The following is a 19,093-nucleotide window of genomic DNA, read 5'->3' on the forward strand; positions in this document are numbered from 1 at the left end:
CTCGATATTCAATTGAATTATGCTTTAATAAAGTGATCAATCGACCATTGGAGAGTCTAATGTTTTTTATTTGTGGAGTTGGTCCGAAAACCAAAGTCATTGAAAAGAGCCAATTTACTTGCCCTGTGTGCCGCAGCAGAACTCAGTATGAGTTGAAACAGCAACGTAATTATTTTTCTTTATTTTTTATTCCATTGATTCCACTATCTAAAGCCAAGGCGAGCTTGGTCAAATGTCTCCATTGTGGAACGGAGATGCCGGCGAGTGTACTGCACCATGCATCTCCCGATCCGCAACGAGATACCAATTTAGAAGCTTGATTCTTCTTTACTTGGGTTCACTTCTTTGGTCGTCGCATCGATCTTTAAGATCAGACTCACCATAACCGCACAGATAATCAGAGAAGACCCCCCATAACTAATAAACGGTAAGGTCAAACCCTTGGTAGGAAGCATGCCCATGTTCATGCCGGCATTCACCAAAATTTGCAGCAAGAAGATAATACTAATGCCATAAGCCAAGTAGCCTGCACGTAAGTATTGATGACGTAAAGCACGATGACCAATGCGAATACAGCAGATCAACATCACAAATGACAGCGTCAATACGGTCAAAATCCCAAAGAAGCCAAATTCTTCGCCCAAAACCGCCAACATGAAGTCAGTATGAGCCTCAGGTAAATACGACATTTTTTGAATACTATGACCCAAGCCGACACCAAACCATTCACCGCGACCAAAAGCCATTAATGCATTCGACAACTGGTAGCCTGCGCCTAATGGATCATTCCATGGATTTGAGAACGACATCAAACGTTCTAAACGGTAAGGTTCAAATAAAATCAAGAACACAAAGGCCATGATGATCGCACCAAAGGCAATTGCGAACTGAATCAACGGTGCTCCTGCGAGGAAGAATACCCCTAGCATGGTTAAGGCAATCACCACCGTCGCCCCTAAATCGGGCTCTGCCATGACCAAACCGACAGTTGCAGCCATAATCACTGCCAAACGCACCAAGCCCTTAATATTATTACGGACTTCTTCGGCACGCCGTACCACATAGTCCGCGGTAAATATCGCCATCATGACTTTGGCAACTTCCGAAGCCTGTAAGGTGAAACCAGCAATACGAATCCAACGTTTAGAACCATTGACCTCTGTCCCGACAGCCAATACAGCAGCCAGTAAGATAATCGTGATTATCCATAAAAAGAAGGTGTTGTTAAACCAGACATTTAACGGCACTTTATAGGCGATATAGGCGGCGGCGGCGGCAGCGGCAATCGAAATACCGTGTCGTGAAATGTAATGAAAGGCATTTTCATGCATGCGTTCTGCATAAGGCATCGATGCTGATGCCACCATGATCGAACCAATACACAACAATGCCAAAACACAGAACACCAGAACATTGCGCACGTTGACCTCGGCAGGTAACCGAGGAAGCCAACGCTCTACAACTTCATTTATTCTATTTATGGTCGTCTGAGCCAACCCAGCCATACAACTTTCCTTATCGTTCTTTTAAACGAGTGCATTCACACAATCAACAAATTGGTGTCCACGCTCACTGTAGCCTTTAAACATATCAAAACTTGCGCACGCTGGAGACAATAACACCACATCATTGGCTACCGCATTTTGTTGGCACAGCTCAACCGCTTGTTTCAAACTTTCAGCATGAATCAGCGTGGTTGTCCCTTCAATCGCTTTTTCAATAATTGGACGATCTTCACCAATCAATACCGCAACTTTGGCATATTTTGAAAGTGAATCACGCAGTGCAGTAAAGTCCTGCCCTTTGCCTTGACCACCTAAAATAATCGCCACTTTACCGCCTTTGGCTTCAATCGCAGCACCTAGGCCATCAATCGCAGCTAAAGTCGCACCAATATTGGTACCTTTAGAGTCATTATAATAACGAACACCATGCACTTCTTTGACAAATTCACAGCGGTGCTCTAAACCTTTAAAGGTTTTCAAAGTTTCCAACATGCCTTCTAGTGGCAAACCAATCGCTTCACCCAAAGCTAAACATGCCAAGGCGTTTGCCACATTATGTGTCCCTTGGATATACATATCTGCACTTTTCAGTAACCGCTCACGACCACGTGCCAACCAAATTGTGCCATCAGTATCACGTAAAATACCAAACTGATTCATATCTGGAGCATTTAGGCCAAAGCTTTGCATTGGGGTGACATCTGGAACCAATGGACGTGTTAATGAATCATCACGGTTATACACCACTTTTTTCACCGCTTGGAAAATACGATGCTTCGCAGTGTGATAGCCCATCATATCGCCATGACGGTCCAAATGGTCTTCACTCATGTTCAACACCACAGCCACTTCTGCTGCCAAGTTCGACGTGGTTTCTAATTGAAAACTTGAAAGCTCTAAAACATAAAGTTCAGGATCATCTTTGGTGAGATCCAAAGCTGGACGACCCAAGTTACCACCCACTGCCACTTTTTTGCCTGCATCTGCTGCCATAAGACCAAATAAAGTTGTTACGGTACTTTTCGCATTCGAACCTGTAATTGCGACAATCGGCTTATCTGTCGCACGACGTAAAATTTGAATTTCTGAAACCACAGGAATGTTGGCTGCAATGGCCGCCTGAATTTGTGGTAATTTTGGATCTAGCCCTGGACTGATTATAATTTCTTCTGCTTGAAGTAATAAATCTTGATCCAACTGACCGAAACTAGTTTGTACATCACTTGGAATTTGATCATGACCCGGTGGAACTGCTCGTGAATCGGTGACTGCAACGCGGTAGCCATGGCTATGTAAGAAATTCACTGCGGAAACACCAGAAATCCCTAATCCGGCAACAACCTTCAATCCACCACGCTGTATTAACATTTTCGCCCCATTTTTTGGTCGGTTTTTAAATCTGACAAAATGTTAGCACTTTGCTGTTTTGAATGCTTTTTATGTTTTCACTTTCTCGCAGTTTTTTTGTGTCCGCTCGTAAAAAAACCGCCCATCTTGGGCGGTTTCTTCACGCAACGGACGGTGAGTTTATTTCCATTTCACCGCTTGTACTTCAGCTTTTTTTGCAGATGGATTATCCGAAGCTGAACATCCACAACCGCCTGCACAGCTTGCGGCCATTTTGGGCTTTAACCATTTGGCTAAACTGTTCCAACCACGGTTTGCACAGTGCTCAGAAAAAGTTGTGAAGACTGAGTTCGATGTTTTTGGAAATACCTTCTTAAACACCACGACAGCACTCCAAATCACCAATACCGCAATAATTATTGATTCAAGCATGTCTCTCTCCTTTGTTCAGCTTTTGCCATTCACAATTCACGATCCAAAATAGCGTGTTGCAATTTGATACGTGATGAATGCCATTAGATAAGCCAAACCAAATAAATAGATAGTCATGAAACTCACCGTTTTCAAGGAGCCAGTTTCACGTTTAACTGTCGCCAATGTCGCCAAGCAATGTGGCGCATAAATAAACCATACCAATAATGATAGACCGGTTGCCAATGACCAACCCAATGACCCATCGCTACTAATTAAATTTGCCAGACCTTGAGACATGGCATCTTCATCTGTTGCAGACAAGGCATACACCGTACCCAATGCCGCTACAACGACTTCACGTGCAGCCATCGCTGGAATTAAGGCAATACAGATCTGCCAGTTAAAACCTAATGGTGCAAAAATCGGTTGTAATACATGCCCAAGCATACCTGCCAATGAATAATCAATATCCGGCAAAGTTGCGCCTTCTGGCGGTTGCGGGAAAGTACACAAGAACCATAACAAAATCGATAAAGCGAAGATGATGCCACCGACACGTTTCAAGAAGATCTTGGCACGGTCCAGTAAACCAATCCAAACACTCTTAATATCTGGGAAACGGTAGCTTGGAAGTTCCATCAATAAGGCATGCTGTGATTTATCTTTTTGGAAGAATTTCAGCACTGTTGCCACAATTAAGGCACTCACAATCCCTGCTGCATATAATGCAAATAGTACCAAGCCTTGTAAGTTAAAGACGCCCCAGACCATTTGCTGTGGAATAAATGCCGAGATCAGCAAAGCATAAACTGGTAAACGTGCCGAACACGTCATCAACGGCGCAACTAAAATCGTTACCAGACGATCTCGGGGGTCTTGAATACTCCGGGTTGCCATAATGCCCGGTACAGCACAGGCAAAGCTCGACAGCAAAGGAATAAAAGCACGTCCACTCAAACCTGCTTTAAACATCAGCTTATCTAGTAAGAATGCTGCACGTGGTAAATAACCTGATTCTTCTAAAACCAAAATAAAGAAGAATAAAATTAAAATCTGCGGCAAGAACACCACTACACCGCCTGCACCCGCAATGATCCCATCAACCACCAAGCTGTTCAGTAGTGGATGTGAAATGTGTTCACCGACTAATTCACCGAACCAACCGAAGAAGGTTTCAATACCGTCCATAAACGGCGCAGCCCATGCAAACACCGCTTGGAAGATAATAAACATCATCACCGCTAAGGTAATTAAACCAAAGACTGGATGTAGAAAAATTTTATCAAGGAAGTCTGAGCGTTTATCTTCATGATCAACAAACATCACCACGTCTTTTAAAATTTGTTCAATTTTTTCGTGGTTAGTCCCAGAAAGATTGGTATCACTTAATGACGCATCTGGTTTTCTGAAACCTTCAGCATCCAAAGCACCCATTAAGTTTTCAATACCCGCATTACGTACTGCAACGGTTTCTACAACAGGCACACCCAAACGCTGAGACAGCTTTTGGGTATTGATTTGCATGCCACGACGACGTGCTTCATCCATCATGTTGAGGACAAGTAAAATTGGACGACCCAAATCGATCATTTCCATGACCAAACCGAGGTGCAATTTTAAGTTTGTCGCATCAACTACACATAAAAAGACATCTTGATGCCCTTCTTCTGCAATTTTACCTTGCACGACATCACGCGTAATGGCTTCATCAGGACTCGTCGCTTCTAAGCTATACGTCCCCGGCAAATCCAAAACTCGAACAGATTTACCCGATGGCAACGTAAATTGACCAACCTTGCGCTCAACCGTTACTCCAGCATAGTTCGCAACTTTCTGACGTGTACCCGTTAAATGATTGAATAATGAAGTTTTACCACAGTTTGGATTACCAACGAGGGCAATACGTAACGCATCACTCATGCTGATGCCCCTTCCATTGCTATTTCCACTTTTTCAGCTTCTACTTTTCGCAGTGCGAAACGAGTAAACCCAACTTGAATTAAAATCGGGTCACCACCAAAAATACCTTTGGTAATCACCTGTACTTTTGTTCCGGGAACAAAACCCAAAGTCTCTAAACGGCTAGCGACTAAATCAGCCGGAGCATTGTTGCCATTCTGGTTACGATGTACCTTATGAATGACTGCGCTTTGTTTCACTTTCAAATCAGATAATCGCACGCAACTAACCCTAAAAAATTTTGAATATTATACAAACAAATGAGAATAATTAACAAATCGGATTCGATTTCAATTCTCATTTAACAATCTAGCATCGACACGACTATTTTTTTAAATTACATTGCATTAAACCATTGTGATTTCTTGGTTTAATTTCGAAAATGAGCGGCACATGTTAAATAAAAAACCACGTATTCCAACCCCAGTCCAAATTCCAGAATCACTCAGTTTTTTACACGGATATCGTGATGATTTAATAGCTCAAACCGTCAGTCCACACACTCGAAATGCATATTTATCTGATTTAATTCAATGCAGTGAGTGTCATACGCATGTCATGACTGATTGGAGCAGTGACGACATTTCAGATGTCTTGCTTAGCCTGACGAAACAAGGAAAAAGCCCTCGCTCGATCGCCCGATCACTTTCTGCACTGCGTTCATTTTTCAAGTTCTTGCGTGAACAAAAAATACGCAGTGACAATCCTGTTGCAATCCATAAAACACCCAAATTGGGTCGTGCCCTACCAAAGGATTTATCTGAAGCAGATGTTGAAGCCCTGATTAATGCCCCAGACCTCAACACCGCATTGGGTCTACGTGATCGTGCCATGCTCGAAGTGCTGTATGCCTGTGGTTTACGTGTCTCTGAGTTATTAAATTTAAGATTAGAACTGATCAATCTTAAACAAGGCTATTTACGAATTACCGGTAAAGGCAATAAAGAACGCTTAGTCCCTTTAGGACAAATGGCGGTGGAATGGATCGAGAAGTATTTAGCTGAAGCACGTCCCGTCTTATACAAAAGCGCAACCGATGCTTTATTTCTCACTCAACTTGGTGGAATGATGAGTCGCCAAAACTTTTGGTACGCGATTAAACGCTATGCGCTCATTGCAGGCATTCAAGCCGAATTATCACCACATACCTTACGCCACGCCTTTGCCACGCATTTGCTCAACCACGGTGCCGACTTACGTGTCGTGCAGATGCTGCTCGGCCACAGTGACTTGTCTACCACGCAAATTTATACCCATGTCGCGCAGATTCGTATGCAAAAATTACATGCAGACTATCATCCGAGAGCTTAACGGCAGGAAATATCAGACCAAGAAGTTCTATTGTGCCCGATATTTTTTGCTATGCTTACTCACCTGTTTGATAAAGCTAAAAGAAAAGGGTTGTTTATGTTATTTACCCGTTCAAAAATTTTTCTCGCATCGACACTTGTTGCCAGTATGGCGTTAGTGGCTTGTTCTAATTCAAATAATGACGAAAAGAAAGATGCGACATTAACGGCAAGTACGCCTGCAACTGGTGAAGCTTCGAATTTATCTGAACGTAATGCTCAGCAGCGTTTAATTGATACTTTGCAATCCAATCTGCAAAAAGCCAATATCAATGCCAAAGTCACTGGGGTGAAAGCGACTGAAGTTCCTAATTTGTTTTGGGTAAGCTTTGAAGGCATGCCTGCGGTCTATGCTACAGCTGATGGTAAATACATTTTCCAAGGCGACGTGGTTCGTTTAGGTGAAAAACAACTCTTTAATGTAGGCGATACACTACAAGCAGAGGCCAACAAAAAATTATTTGATCAATTAAAAACTGAAGACCTACTGATTTATAAAGCCAAAGGTAAAACCAAACACGTGGTTTATGTGTTTACCGATGTCAGCTGTCCTTATTGCCACAAATTACATGAACAAATGGATGATATTAATGCCCGTGGCATTGAAGTCCGTTACATCGCTTGGCCACGTGGTGAACAACACATGCCAATGATGGAAACTATCTGGTGTAGCAAAGACCGTCGTGCCGCATTTGATAAAGCCATTGCCGGTGAGCAAATCGAGCCAGCATCATGTAAAAACCCAGTGCGCAGCATGTATGAAATGGGTCTAAATATTGGTGTGAATGGTACGCCAGCGATCTATAACGCAGAAGGCAAACACATCGGTGCTTACATGTCGGCTTCCGAACTTGAAAGTGCGCTTAAATAACTAATTTTTATAGGCTAAATGAATGTTTTTTATGGGTGGGAATAAAGTGATTTCTACCCTAGAGTCCGAACGTTTTTTTAGCTATGATCTAAACTCACTTAAAGCAATGATGAAATAAATGGAGTGTGACGTGAAACCAGTTCGTCTGGCAATCCTCGGTCTTGGTACTGTGGGTGGTGGTGCCCTTAAACTACTAAAAGAAAATGCTGCTGAGATTAAACGTCGCACCGGTCGTGAAATTGAAATTACCCATGTGGGTACGCGTCGCCCTCGTCCTGATTTAGAACTGCCTGCTTCAGTGAAGCAAAGTGCTGATTTATTGGATATCGTCCGTCAACCCGATGTAGACGTTGTGGTTGAAGTTATGGGCGGCATTCACCCTGCGTATGAAGTGATTCGTGAAGCAATCGTTCATGGCAAACAAGTGGTCACAGCCAATAAAGCTTTATTAGCTGAACACGGTAATGAATTATTTAAATTGGCCGATGATCATCACGTTCAGATTGCTTATGAAGCAGCTGTCGCAGGTGGTATCCCAATTATTAAAGTCCTCCGTGAGGGTTTGGCAGCCAATAAAATTGACTGGCTTGCAGGTATCATTAACGGTACTGGTAACTTTATCCTGACTGAAATGCGTGAAAAAGGTCGTGCCTTTGCAGACGTTCTCAAAGAAGCGCAAGAACTCGGTTATGCCGAAGCAGATCCTACATTCGACGTCGAAGGGATCGATGCGGCGCACAAGTTAACATTGCTGGCTTCTATTGCTTTTGGTATCCCACTCCAATTTGACAAAGTCTTCACTGAAGGCATCAGCAAAGTTACTGCGCAAGATGTCAAATATGCAGAAGACCTCGGTTTCCGTATTAAACATTTAGGTATCGCACGTCGTGCTGCAACGGGTATTGAGCTTCGTGTTCATCCAACGCTGATCCCTGAAGACCAACTGATTGCCAATGTAAATGGCGTTAAAAATGCTGTATTGGTTCAAGCCAATGCCGTTGGTCCAACGCTTTACTATGGCGCAGGTGCAGGTGCAGGCCCGACAGCATCAGCAGTGGTTGCCGATGTTGTCGATATTGTCCGTGACATCTCCTATACCGAAGATGGTGCAGGTACAATTCCACAGCTTGCGTTTGAAGCCCTAACTGATTTACCAATTCTTCCACGTGAAGAAATGACCACTGGATACTACATCCGTATTAATGCCGAAGATCAAACTGGCGTTCTTGCTGATGTCACTACGATTTTAAGCCGTGCAGGAATCAGCATCGATGCAATCATGCAACAGCCGCGCTTAAAAGACCTTATTCCTATCGTGATTCTGACTGATCCAGTTAAAGAATCTAAAATGGATGAAGCCCTTCAACAAATTCAAGCATTGCCTGTCATTCATGGCGAAATTGTACGAATTCGTTTAGAATCGCTTGATAATTAATCGGGTCGAGGGGAATATTTCAGTTCCTCTCGCCAAGCTCTACACACAATTGGAACATCATCATGTCTAATGCCAATCGTTATACTGGTTTAGTTGACCGCTATCGCGACCGTTTACCCGTATCTGCAACTACTCGCGCAATTTCTTTGGGCGAAGGTAATACGCCACTGATTAAGCTTGAGAACATTCCACGCATTATTGGCAAAAATGTTGAAATTTATGTGAAGTACGAGGGCTTAAACCCGACTGGTTCATTTAAAGACCGTGGTATGACCATGGCTGTAACAAAAGCAGTTGAAGAAGGCTCTAAAGCAATTATCTGTGCATCTACAGGTAATACATCTGCTGCAGCGGCTGCTTATGCTGCACGTGCAGGCATTAAAGCATTTGTGCTCATCCCAGAAGGCAAAATTGCCATGGGTAAAATGGCACAAGCGATGATGTATGGCGCGGTAACAATGCAAATTCACGGTAACTTCGATGACGGTATGCGTCTTGTAAAAGAAGTTGCAGATCAAGCACCAGTTACGATTGTAAACTCAATCAACCCATACCGTCTGCAAGGTCAAAAAACCATTGCTTACGAAATCGTTGACGAATTAGGTCGTGCGCCAGATTACCACTGCCTACCTGTAGGTAATGCGGGTAACATCACAGCACACTGGATGGGTTATACCGAAGCTGTGGCGAATCAGCCTAAAGAAGAATTTGTACAAGTGGTTTATGATCCTGAAACTGATCAATTCACAGGTCCAAAACCTGCGGGTCTACCAACAATGGTGGGTTACCAAGCTGCTGGCGCGGCACCATTCCTACGCGGCGCACCTGTAGAAAACCCTGAAACAGTAGCAACTGCAATCCGTATCGGTAATCCACAAAGCTGGAACCATGCTAAAGCAGTAGTCCGCGATTCAGAAGGCTGGTTCGATGAACTCCAAGATGCTGAAATCTTAGAAGCACAGCGTCTACTGTCTATGTACGAAGGTGTATTCGTAGAACCTGCTTCTGCAGCGTCTATCGGTGGCGCGATTCGTGACATCAAAGCAGGTAAAATTGCTGAAGGTTCTGTGATCGTATGTACTGTGACAGGTAACGGTTTAAAAGATCCTGACACTGCCATCAAGCAATGCCAAGATGCAGTGATGTTGTCGATTGATGCAACTATGGATCAAGTTCGCGATTCAATTCTGTCAAATATGTAATTCATATGCTGAATAAATAAAAAAGCCCTGCTCTTGCAGGGCTTTTTATATCTTGCATTCACTTCAGCATTTAAACGTTGAGTAAATCCAAATACTGAAAGAATGAAAAATCTGAAATCTTATTAAATACGTTTTGGTAACTGGCTCGCCCAATTCATTAAACGTGTCGCATCATTGGTTCGTGCAACTGAAGAATCCGCACCCAATAACACCACTACCGCTGGACGGTTATTCAATGTGGTATGCATCACTACACAGCGCCCTGCTTCATTAATAAATCCAGTTTTTGAAATATTAATATTCCAACCACCATTACGCACTAAAGCATTAGTATTGTTTGATTTCAATACGCGGTAGCCCAAATTAAAGTCATAACTTGGTGTGGTTGAAAATTGACGAATCAAACCATACTGCGAAGCGGTATTCACCAAAATACCTAAGTCACGTGCCGAAGCGACATTGCCTGGGTGCAAGCCAGTCGATTCCACATAATGAGTCGAGTTCATCCCTAATGAGCGTGCTTTCGCATTCATCGCTGCAATAAATGCAGAACGACCACCTGGATAAGTACGTGCTAATGCCGAAGCAGCTGGGTTTTCAGATTTCATCAAAGCAAACAGCAATGCTTCTGCACGATTCATACTGTCGCCAGCACGCAGCGTTGAACTTGAGCTTTTACAACCTGAACATGAGAAATCAGACTGTTGTAAGGTAATCTTTTCAGACATGTTTAATCGGGCATCTGAAATCACTACTGCTGTCATGAGTTTGGTAATTGATGCAATCGGTAAAGCGGTATTGCTATTTTTGCTATATAGCACTTCACCAGTTTGACCATCCATAACCAGTGCTGCACGCGCATTTACAGAGGGCTGTCCTGCGTATTGATTGGTATCAATAATACGGACCGTTTTCGATGGTGCTGTCTGTACCACACCGCCTGTACTACGTACAGAAGTAGTCACTTTAGTTGACCCTTGAGGAGATGGCTCTTCAGCGCTATAAGACACGTCACCGTTGAGTAACTGGTTTGCATCTTCAGATGACCAGCTAATATTTGACTGCTGATTTGCAGCACTATTCATCACAATTTCAGCAGAACTGAAACTGCTCATACTGAATAAAATTGACATGCCCAAAACGTGCATGAAGGATTTATTTAATTTTTTCACCATTGCTCACTCAACTCAGGATACTAAACATTTGCGCAAGACCAGCAATATGCCGTACATTGGTCACAACTACGAACATTTTTTGCTCACACATTGTGTATGAAGTTTTTCATTTCATATAAGAATAGGATTGCTAATTTTGTCGTTTCATTGCAAGCTTATTTTGCTTTATGTAACAAAAAAAACAGGTTTTGACTTAAGGGAGAGTGTAGGTGATCACAGTTTTGGTGGTAGATGACCATGAATTAGTCCGTACTGGTATTTGCCGTATGCTCGAAGACCATGCAGATGTCCAAGTCATTGGACAAGCCGAATCTGGTGAAGATGCGATTACACTTGTTCGCCAACATCATCCAAACGTCGTACTATTAGATGTCAATATGCCAGGGATCGGGGGGGTAGAAACCACACGTCGCCTACTTCAAACAGCGCCAGATACAAAAGTCCTCGCCGTCAGTGGACTTGCTGAAGAACCCTACCCGTCTTTATTGTTAAAAGCAGGTGCCAAAGGCTATATCACCAAAGGTGCACCAGTTAATGAAATGGTCCGTGCGATTAATAAAGTGATGCAAGGCGGCAAATATTTCAGTGCAGACATTGCAGAACAACTGGCCAGCTCATATTTGTCTGATACACAACAATCACCTTTTGACGCCCTGTCTGAGCGTGAAATGCAAGTTGCCATGATGGTGGTCAATTGTATTAGTGCACAAGAAATTTCTGATAAATTATTCGTTAGTGTTAAAACAGTGAATACCTACCGTTACCGCATTTTTGAAAAACTGAATATTGATAGTGATGTCAAACTAACTCACTTGGCGATTCGCTACGGGTTAATCAAACCTTAACACAACGTATATCCTGTTACTTATGACACAGCGTTCAATTCATAGTGAATTGAACCAGTATCATTTGGGCCTTTGGTACAGTGCTTATCGCTTTATCATCAGTGCCTGTCTGTTACTGGTCTTTTTACTGACCTACACTCAATTCACTTCAGATTATGAATACCCACGTTTATATCTATATGTATTGACGATTTATTTGCTGTTTACCAGCATTCAATTCATGTCACTTGGACGTTTCAAAGTCCGTATTCCAAACCAGTTACTGCTGTTATTCATTGTAGATGTCATTTCGCTGAGCTTACTGACCTTAGCCATCGATGGACCCAATTTACATTTGAGTTTGCTGTTTGTGATTACGATTTTTGCAGCGTCCCTATTATTAGATGCCCAAAAAGCCTTGGTCATCACCCTCATCGCTGTGATCTGTGTAGTATATCAACTGTTTTTAGGTTCAATTCTTGAATTTACCTCACTTAAAAATTTAACCAACAGTGCGATTTTGGCTTTTTTATTTTGTGTAGTGTATGGCAGTGCGCAAATTGCCGTGAAACGTTTCCAGTTATTGGAAAATCTGAATTTTTCGCAATCCTTAGAGCTCCATCGGCTACAAAACATTAATCGCTATATTTTAGAGCAGATTGACACGGGCTATTTAGTATTGGATGAAAACTGTCATGTAGTACTGAGTAATCCTGCTGCTTGCCATTTACTCGGCATGCCAAATTCTTATCATCATGATCAATATCCACTGTATACCACGCAGCCCGACTTATTTGAATTACTCAAGTTTGAAGATTTAAAAAGCGGGGAAAAATTTCAATTTGAATCGCAACAAAGCCAATACCACATTCAGGTACTCGTACAAAAACTCGTTGTGCCGCATCAAATGCTGACCTTGCTGATTTTACAAGATGCACAAAAACTCAATCAGCAAGTGCAACAATTAAAATTAGCCGCTTTAGGTCAACTCTCCGCCAGTATTGCTCACGAAATTCGCAATCCCTTAGCGGCGATTGTGCATGCCAATGATTTATATCCGCAAAGTGATACCGAACAACAGCACATGTTGAATCATATGATTTCACGTCAAGCGGTGCGGATTGACCGAATTATTCAAGACACCCTAAATATGGTGCGTAATAAGGAAACCCATCCGACTCGTCTAAATCTAGAACAATTTTTACCGCTGTTCCTGCAAGAAGATCTGGCAGACATTCAACAGAATATTCGGCTCAATGTGCAAGCCAAAACCTTGATTGATTTTGATGAGGCACAGTTCAGACAAATTTTAATCAACCTAATTCGTAATGCCATTCGCCATAACAATCCGGACATGTCGTATATCGAAGTGGTAGCGCGGACGGATCAGAAAAAAGTCCAGATCGATGTCCGAGATTTCGGCAATGGGGTTGCTTTACAAAACCGCACACAGTTATTTCAACCATTTTTTAGTACCGAAATTACTGGAACTGGTTTAGGATTATATCTTGCTCATAGCTTCTGTGAAGCGAATCAAGCACAGCTTTCCTATGTAGAACAAAAACAGGGAGCTTGCTTTAGGATTGAGTGCTTACAAGCTGTTATTTAATTGTTTTTAGGGGAAAACTGTGGATTCACAACCACTGGTATTGTTAGTTGATGACGAAGAAGACTTATGTATGCTGATGCAAATGTCTTTATCAAGGATGGGGGTTAAAACACATGTTGCACATCGCCTCGACGAAGCTAAAAAAGCCTTGTCTACCTATAGCTACGATGCCTGCCTAACCGATCTCAACTTACCCGATGGTAATGGTCTACAGCTCTTAGATTGGATGAATGAGCACTGTCCTACCCTGCCTGTTGCTGTGCTAACAGCCTATGGCAACATGGACATTGCCATTGCCGCATTAAAGGCGGGAGCTTTCGACTTTGTCAGCAAACCGATCAATCCCAAACATCTTGAACAACTGCTACAAAAAGCCCTGAATAAGCCATTGGCCGAAGACATTACTTCGCAAGATGCTTTAGAACATAAAATGTTGATTGGTGAATCGCTTCCAATCCAGCAATTGCGTCGAACTCTAAAGAAAATTGCACGTTCACAAGCACCTGTTTTTATTACGGGTGAATCTGGTACGGGTAAAGAGGTCGTAGCCAATCTGGTTCACCGTTTAAGCAACCGTAATGAAGGGCCCTTTATTGCTATTAACTGTGGGGCAATTCCCACAGAGTTAATGGAAAGTGAACTTTTTGGCCATAAAAAAGGCAGCTTTAGTGGTGCCACCCAAGACAAGCAAGGTCTGATTCAATCTGCACATGGCGGTAGCTTATTTCTGGACGAAATTGCCGAATTACCTTTAGCCATGCAAGTTAAACTGCTACGTGCGGTACAGGAAAAACGTATTCGCCCCGTAGGTTCAGACTGTGAAATTGATGTTGATTTCCGTGTGATCAGTGCCAGTCATCAGGACTTAGAAGCGCTCGTCCAACAAGGTCGATTCCGCCAAGATTTATTCTTCCGTATCCATGTGATGGATTTAGTGTTGCCTGCCTTACGTGAACGTGGCGACGACATCCTCTTATTGGCACAACATTTTATTCAAAAAATTAGCCATGAATGGGAAATTGCCACTAAGCCTCTGACTGAACGAGCGAAAAACTTCCTACTCAACCAATATTATCCGGGTAATGTCCGTGAACTCCGCAATATTATCGAACGTGCCATGACCCTCTGCGATGATGAGCAAATTGATCTTCAACATCTGCAAAGTGCGCCATTAAGACAACCGAGTGCTCAGTTCAATTCCGCTCCAACAACGAATGATTCTGCACAGCTTGCTGCAAACAGCAACGAACAGAGTGTGGTTCCTCGTAAACTACCTGAAGAAGGTTTAGAACTCTTTTTAGAAAATATCGAAAAAGAAGTGCTCATGAATGCGTTGAATTTGACTCACTGGAACCGAACCCTTGCCGCAAAAAAATTAGGTATGTCATTCCGCTCATTGCGCTATCGTTTGAAAAAATTCGGCTTAGATACTGAAGACGAAGAGTAAAAGTTTTCAAGCGTATTGCTGTTTATTTTTGATTCAGCAATAACTCTGCAACATGATCGACATAGTGATCTTCACGTGCATCATGTTGCAGCGGATAGTTATAGTCTGGCTGCACTCCAATTCCTTCAATCATTTTGCCATTCGGTGTCAGATATTGCGACACAGTCATTTGTAAAGCCGCACCATTACTCAATGGAAATAGTTTTTGAACCACACCTTTACCATAACTTTTCTCACCCGCTACCCATGCACGTTTATGCTCTTTTAATGCTGCGGTAAAGACCTCTGCGGCAGAAGCAGAACGATTGTTGATTAAAATACCAACTTTCATATTTTGAAATTCAAAACTCGGTAAAGCCTGAAATTGTTGGTCACCTTCAGATCGACTTCGAGTCGACACAATAATGCCCTGATTCAAAAATAAATCGGCAGACTCCACTGCTGCGGACAGTAACCCCCCGGGGTTATTTCTTAAATCAAACAATACAGCTTTGACACGTGAGCCATGACTTTCAATTAAACGCTTTATTTCGTTGGCAGTATCTTGTTGAAAAACTTTAACGTGTAAAACTAAAACCTGATTATTTAATAATTTAGATTCTATATCTGTTTCAACTTTAGTGTTTCTGACCAAATTGACCGGTTGACTTGCAGTTATCAGCTGTAGATTCAGCGTCGAGCCGATACTGCCTGTGAGCAGGTGTCGCACTTGATCTTGATTAAGTTTTTTGAGTTCTTGATCATCAATTTTAAACACCGCTGCGCCATTTTTCAGACCTAACTTTGCTGAATCGGCATCAGGCTTTAAATTGGTGATGACCCATTGCTGTAGACCTGCATCAAAGCGCAAATTGAAATCCACACTCGCAATATCCCCTTCGGTGTATTGCAAAAGCTGCTTATAGTCTTCAGGTGAAAGATATCGTGAATAACGGTCTAAACCACTGACCATGCCTTTGATGGCTTGTTGGAATAATGCATCGTCATTTTTTTCAACGACATAATTTTCTTTGACAATGCCATAGATCTGAACAAATTGTTGGATCGATTCGACAGGTACTTCGGCATAACTTTGTTCATAGCTGCCATCAAATTCATCGAAAGCCGACTTTGCTTTGTCGGCTCCCCATGTCGAATGACTAGAACACAGCAGCAAGGCTGTAAGGCTTACAACTGACGTCCAGTGTGCTTTAGTCATTCATGCTTCCTTACATTTTAAGCTTCAAGAGTAATCAAGTTACGACCTTGCATTTCTGTTGGTACAGGAATGTGCATAAGCGTTAAAAGTGTCGGCGCTACGTCAGCCAAAACACCACCTTCTGCAATTGTTGCATTGGTCGGGCCAACATAGATAAACGGTACAAGTTCAGTGGTATGTTGAGTATGCACCTGACCACTTTGGTAATCCTGCATTTGCTCTACGTTACCATGATCGGCAGTCACGAGCATGTGACCTTTATTTGCCATCACAGCTTCATATACACGGCCTAAGCACGTGTCTACAGCCTCAACCGCTTTGACTGCTGCATCAAACACACCGGTATGGCCAACCATATCACCATTGGCATAGTTCACCACCAGTAAGTCGTACTCACCTGAATTAATTGCGGCAACCAATTCATCAGTGACTTCATAAGCACTCATTTCTGGTTTTAAATCATAGGTCGCAACGTTTGGTGATGGAATCAAAATACGTTTTTCACCCGGATATTCATCTTCACGACCACCACTGAAGAAAAAGGTCACGTGTGCATATTTTTCAGTTTCAGCAATACGAAGTTGTGTTTTACCCAAATTAGACAGGTATTCACCAATCGAGTTATGCAACGCTTCTGGCATATAAGCCACAGGTGCATCAATTGTCGCTTGGTAACGTGTCAACATGACAAATTTTGATAAAGCGGGAACCACTTTACGTTCAAAACCTGCAAAATCTTTTTCCACAAATGCTTTGGTAATTTCACGCGCACGGTCAGCACGGAAGTTCATGAAGACAACGCTATCACCATCTTGAATCGGTGCTAAATCACCAATACGCGTCGCTTTCACAAATTCATCTGATTCTTCAGCAGCATAAGCCTGCTCTAGACCTTCAACAGCAGTCGCTGCTGTACGCACTGCTTCACCTTCAGTTAAAAGACGATAGGCTTGCTCAACACGATCCCAACGGTTGTCACGATCCATTGCAAAGTAGCGACCAATCATGGTGGCAATACGACCTTGACCCGGATACTGAGCAAACAGTGCATCTAATTTTTCAAGCGAAGGTTGTGCACTTTTTGGCGGTGTATCACGACCATCAAGGAATGCATGAAGATAAACTTTTGCACCGCGTTTTAATGCCAATTCAGCCATCGCCACAATGTGATCTTCATGTGAATGCACGCCACCTTCAGACAATAAGCCCATGATGTGCACTGCACCATTGGCAGCTTTGGCTTTTTCAACCGCATCAACTAAAACATCATGTTCAAAGAATGCACCGGTACGAATATCTTTGGTAATACGAGTAAAGTCTTGATACAGCACACGTCCTGCACCAAGGTTCATGTGGCCCACTTCAGAGTTACCCATTTGTCCATCAGGTAAACCAACGTCTTCGCCAGAGCCTGAAATCAATCCATGCGGATGCTTTTCCTGCATTGCAGTCAAGTTTGGTCGTTTTGCTGCTAAAAAGGCATTGTCCTCGACCGCTTCGCGATGACCCACACCATCCATAATTACCAATACGTGTGGGATTTTGCCAGCAGTTGCATCCGTCATAATGAACACTCTTTCGTTTATAAATTAATCATACTATCTTACCGAATTTTCGGTGAAGACTCTATGTGACAACCATGGTTTATCTAGGTCATCAACATTGTTTTACTCAATCTTGCATGCACTTAACGTGCGCGATGCAGCAAGTAGCCACCCGCTACAAACATCAAAATAATTGGTATAAAGACGAACCATGCAGGCGATGGCGCGTACACCAAACTTGCATAACCCAAGAAATCTTGTAAGTAGTAAAAACCCAGTCCAGCAAATAAGGCAATCACCAAGCGGAAACCCATCGACTGTTGACGTAAAGGTCCAAAAATAAATGAACAAGCAATCACCACCAAGGCAATTAAAGCAAAGGGCGAACCAAACTTTTGCCAAAACGCCAATTGGTAAGTTTTCGGGACTTGGCTATATTCATGCATATAGCTCATAAAGCTCACCAATTGACTCGGTGATAGGTCTTCAGGGTCAATGGTAACCATATGCACATATTTGGGTTGCAAGGCCAATGAAAGCGGTTGTTCAGCATTTTGCTTCGCTACAGCATCACCCGTCGCTAATAGATCCACTTGGGTTGAATTTTGCAGCGACCAAGAACCATTTTTGACAAAATTCCCTTGCTCCGCATCCAAAGTGCCTCGCAAACGATATTTTTCATCAAAATCAATAACCTGAACATCTTTAATTTGACCTTGCGAATTGGCATAGTCAATATAAATAAAGCGCTGACCTTCACGCGACCAATAGCCTTTGACTTCACCCAACTCAGCCGCAGTGCGGTGACTTTTGACGCTTTTGGCTTGTTCATTGGTATAGGGAATGACCCATTCGCTTAATGCAAAGGATAAAACCACCAAAATGAGTGCCGAACGAATCACCCAGCCCACAATCCGCCAAAGGCTGATTCCGACCGAACGCATGACAATCAATTCACTGTTTGAAGCTAGAGTCCCTAAACCCAGTACCGCGCCAATCAAGGCTGAAATCGGTAAAATTTCATATAAATAATTCGGTGAACTCCATAACACATACTGCAAAGCATTCCATGCGTTATAGCCTTCTTTCAGCGAGCCCAATTCACCTAAATAAGTAAAAAGCACTTGTAAGCCAGCCAATACCGCGGTCGCACCAAGCATGGCTAAAGCAGTAGTTTTGGTCACATGTTTTGCAACTATACGACGTGCCAACAT

Annotated in this window: 17 protein-coding genes; 8 read left to right on the forward strand and 9 right to left on the reverse strand. The window is 42.8% G+C overall.

The window, feature by feature from the left end:
• Window positions 1–59: 59 nt before the first annotated feature.
• The gene (locus B1201_RS04985) at window positions 60–320 is read left to right on the forward strand and encodes a zinc-ribbon domain-containing protein (protein WP_078192578.1); all 261 of its coding nucleotides are present in this window, start codon (window positions 60–62) and stop codon (window positions 318–320) included.
• Here the strand turns inward: B1201_RS04985 and ftsW are convergent.
• From ftsW to B1201_RS05010, 5 genes are all read right to left on the reverse strand, one after another.
• Window positions 309–1,505 (reverse strand): putative lipid II flippase FtsW, encoded by a 1,197-nt coding sequence (gene ftsW / locus B1201_RS04990; RefSeq protein ID WP_078192579.1) that lies wholly within the window; start codon window positions 1,503–1,505, stop codon window positions 309–311. The genes B1201_RS04985 and ftsW overlap by 12 nt on opposite strands.
• A 21-nt stretch (window positions 1,506–1,526) precedes the next feature.
• Window positions 1,527–2,873, reverse strand: coding sequence for a UDP-N-acetylmuramoyl-L-alanine--D-glutamate ligase (murD, locus tag B1201_RS04995; protein ID WP_078192580.1), 1,347 nt, complete (start codon window positions 2,871–2,873; stop codon window positions 1,527–1,529).
• 159 nt (window positions 2,874–3,032) lie between these two features.
• Entirely contained in the window at window positions 3,033–3,284 is a 252-nt protein-coding gene (locus tag B1201_RS05000; RefSeq protein WP_078192581.1) for a DUF6587 family protein, read from the reverse strand.
• A 36-nt stretch (window positions 3,285–3,320) separates the two neighbouring features.
• Window positions 3,321–5,186 carry a ferrous iron transport protein B gene (gene feoB, locus B1201_RS05005; protein WP_078192582.1) on the reverse strand — a complete coding sequence of 622 codons (1,866 nt, stop codon included), beginning with the start codon at window positions 5,184–5,186 and terminating at the stop codon, window positions 3,321–3,323.
• Complete coding sequence (locus B1201_RS05010) at window positions 5,183–5,446, reverse strand: FeoA family protein (protein ID WP_078189444.1); 264 nt, start codon at window positions 5,444–5,446, stop codon at window positions 5,183–5,185. Before B1201_RS05010 ends, feoB begins: the two co-directional genes overlap by 4 nt.
• A gap of 172 nt (window positions 5,447–5,618) precedes the next feature.
• On the opposite strand from B1201_RS05010, the gene xerD reads away from it, so the two are divergent.
• From xerD to thrC, 4 genes are all read left to right on the forward strand, one after another.
• Window positions 5,619–6,536: a site-specific tyrosine recombinase XerD gene (gene xerD / locus B1201_RS05015; RefSeq protein ID WP_078192583.1), complete on the forward strand. Its 918-nt coding sequence runs from the start codon at window positions 5,619–5,621 to the stop codon at window positions 6,534–6,536.
• A gap of 96 nt (window positions 6,537–6,632) precedes the next feature.
• Window positions 6,633–7,445 (forward strand): DsbC family protein, encoded by an 813-nt coding sequence (locus B1201_RS05020; protein WP_078189446.1) that lies wholly within the window; start codon window positions 6,633–6,635, stop codon window positions 7,443–7,445.
• 130 nt (window positions 7,446–7,575) lie between these two features.
• The gene (locus B1201_RS05025; protein ID WP_078192857.1) at window positions 7,576–8,880 is read left to right on the forward strand and encodes a homoserine dehydrogenase; all 1,305 of its coding nucleotides are present in this window, start codon (window positions 7,576–7,578) and stop codon (window positions 8,878–8,880) included.
• Window positions 8,881–8,942: 62 nt separating this feature from the next.
• Window positions 8,943–10,082 carry a threonine synthase gene (thrC, locus tag B1201_RS05030; RefSeq protein ID WP_078192584.1) on the forward strand — a complete coding sequence of 380 codons (1,140 nt, stop codon included), beginning with the start codon at window positions 8,943–8,945 and terminating at the stop codon, window positions 10,080–10,082.
• 122 nt (window positions 10,083–10,204) lie between these two features.
• On the opposite strand, the gene B1201_RS05035 is transcribed toward thrC, so the two are convergent.
• Complete coding sequence (locus tag B1201_RS05035; RefSeq protein WP_143221671.1) at window positions 10,205–11,254, reverse strand: serine hydrolase; 1,050 nt, start codon at window positions 11,252–11,254, stop codon at window positions 10,205–10,207.
• A gap of 212 nt (window positions 11,255–11,466) precedes the next feature.
• On the opposite strand from B1201_RS05035, the gene B1201_RS05040 reads away from it, so the two are divergent.
• The 3 genes from B1201_RS05040 to B1201_RS05050 are packed head-to-tail and all read left to right on the forward strand — an operon-like array spanning window position 11,467 to window position 15,137.
• The gene (locus B1201_RS05040) at window positions 11,467–12,102 is read left to right on the forward strand and encodes a response regulator (protein ID WP_078192586.1); all 636 of its coding nucleotides are present in this window, start codon (window positions 11,467–11,469) and stop codon (window positions 12,100–12,102) included.
• A 22-nt stretch (window positions 12,103–12,124) separates the two neighbouring features.
• On the forward strand, window positions 12,125–13,690 hold the full coding sequence (locus B1201_RS05045) for a sensor histidine kinase (protein WP_078192587.1): 1,566 nt from the start codon (window positions 12,125–12,127) through the stop codon (window positions 13,688–13,690).
• A gap of 19 nt (window positions 13,691–13,709) precedes the next feature.
• Window positions 13,710–15,137, forward strand: a complete 1,428-nt coding sequence (locus tag B1201_RS05050) for a sigma-54-dependent transcriptional regulator (protein WP_078192588.1) — start codon at window positions 13,710–13,712, stop codon at window positions 15,135–15,137.
• Window positions 15,138–15,159: 22 nt separating this feature from the next.
• Here B1201_RS05050 and B1201_RS05055 read toward each other — a convergent pair whose 3' ends face one another.
• The 3 genes from B1201_RS05055 to lptG form a co-directional block, all read right to left on the reverse strand.
• Window positions 15,160–16,335 (reverse strand): S41 family peptidase, encoded by a 1,176-nt coding sequence (locus tag B1201_RS05055; RefSeq protein WP_078192589.1) that lies wholly within the window; start codon window positions 16,333–16,335, stop codon window positions 15,160–15,162.
• Window positions 16,336–16,352: 17 nt separating this feature from the next.
• Window positions 16,353–17,900 (reverse strand): 2,3-bisphosphoglycerate-independent phosphoglycerate mutase, encoded by a 1,548-nt coding sequence (gpmI, locus tag B1201_RS05060; protein ID WP_078192590.1) that lies wholly within the window; start codon window positions 17,898–17,900, stop codon window positions 16,353–16,355.
• Window positions 17,901–18,022: 122 nt separating this feature from the next.
• Window positions 18,023–19,093 carry an LPS export ABC transporter permease LptG gene (gene lptG / locus B1201_RS05065; protein WP_078192591.1) on the reverse strand — a complete coding sequence of 357 codons (1,071 nt, stop codon included), beginning with the start codon at window positions 19,091–19,093 and terminating at the stop codon, window positions 18,023–18,025.

The organism is Acinetobacter sp. ANC 5600 (assembly GCF_002018395.1).
In the GTDB taxonomy this organism is placed as follows: Bacteria; Pseudomonadota; Gammaproteobacteria; order Pseudomonadales; family Moraxellaceae; genus Acinetobacter; species Acinetobacter amyesii.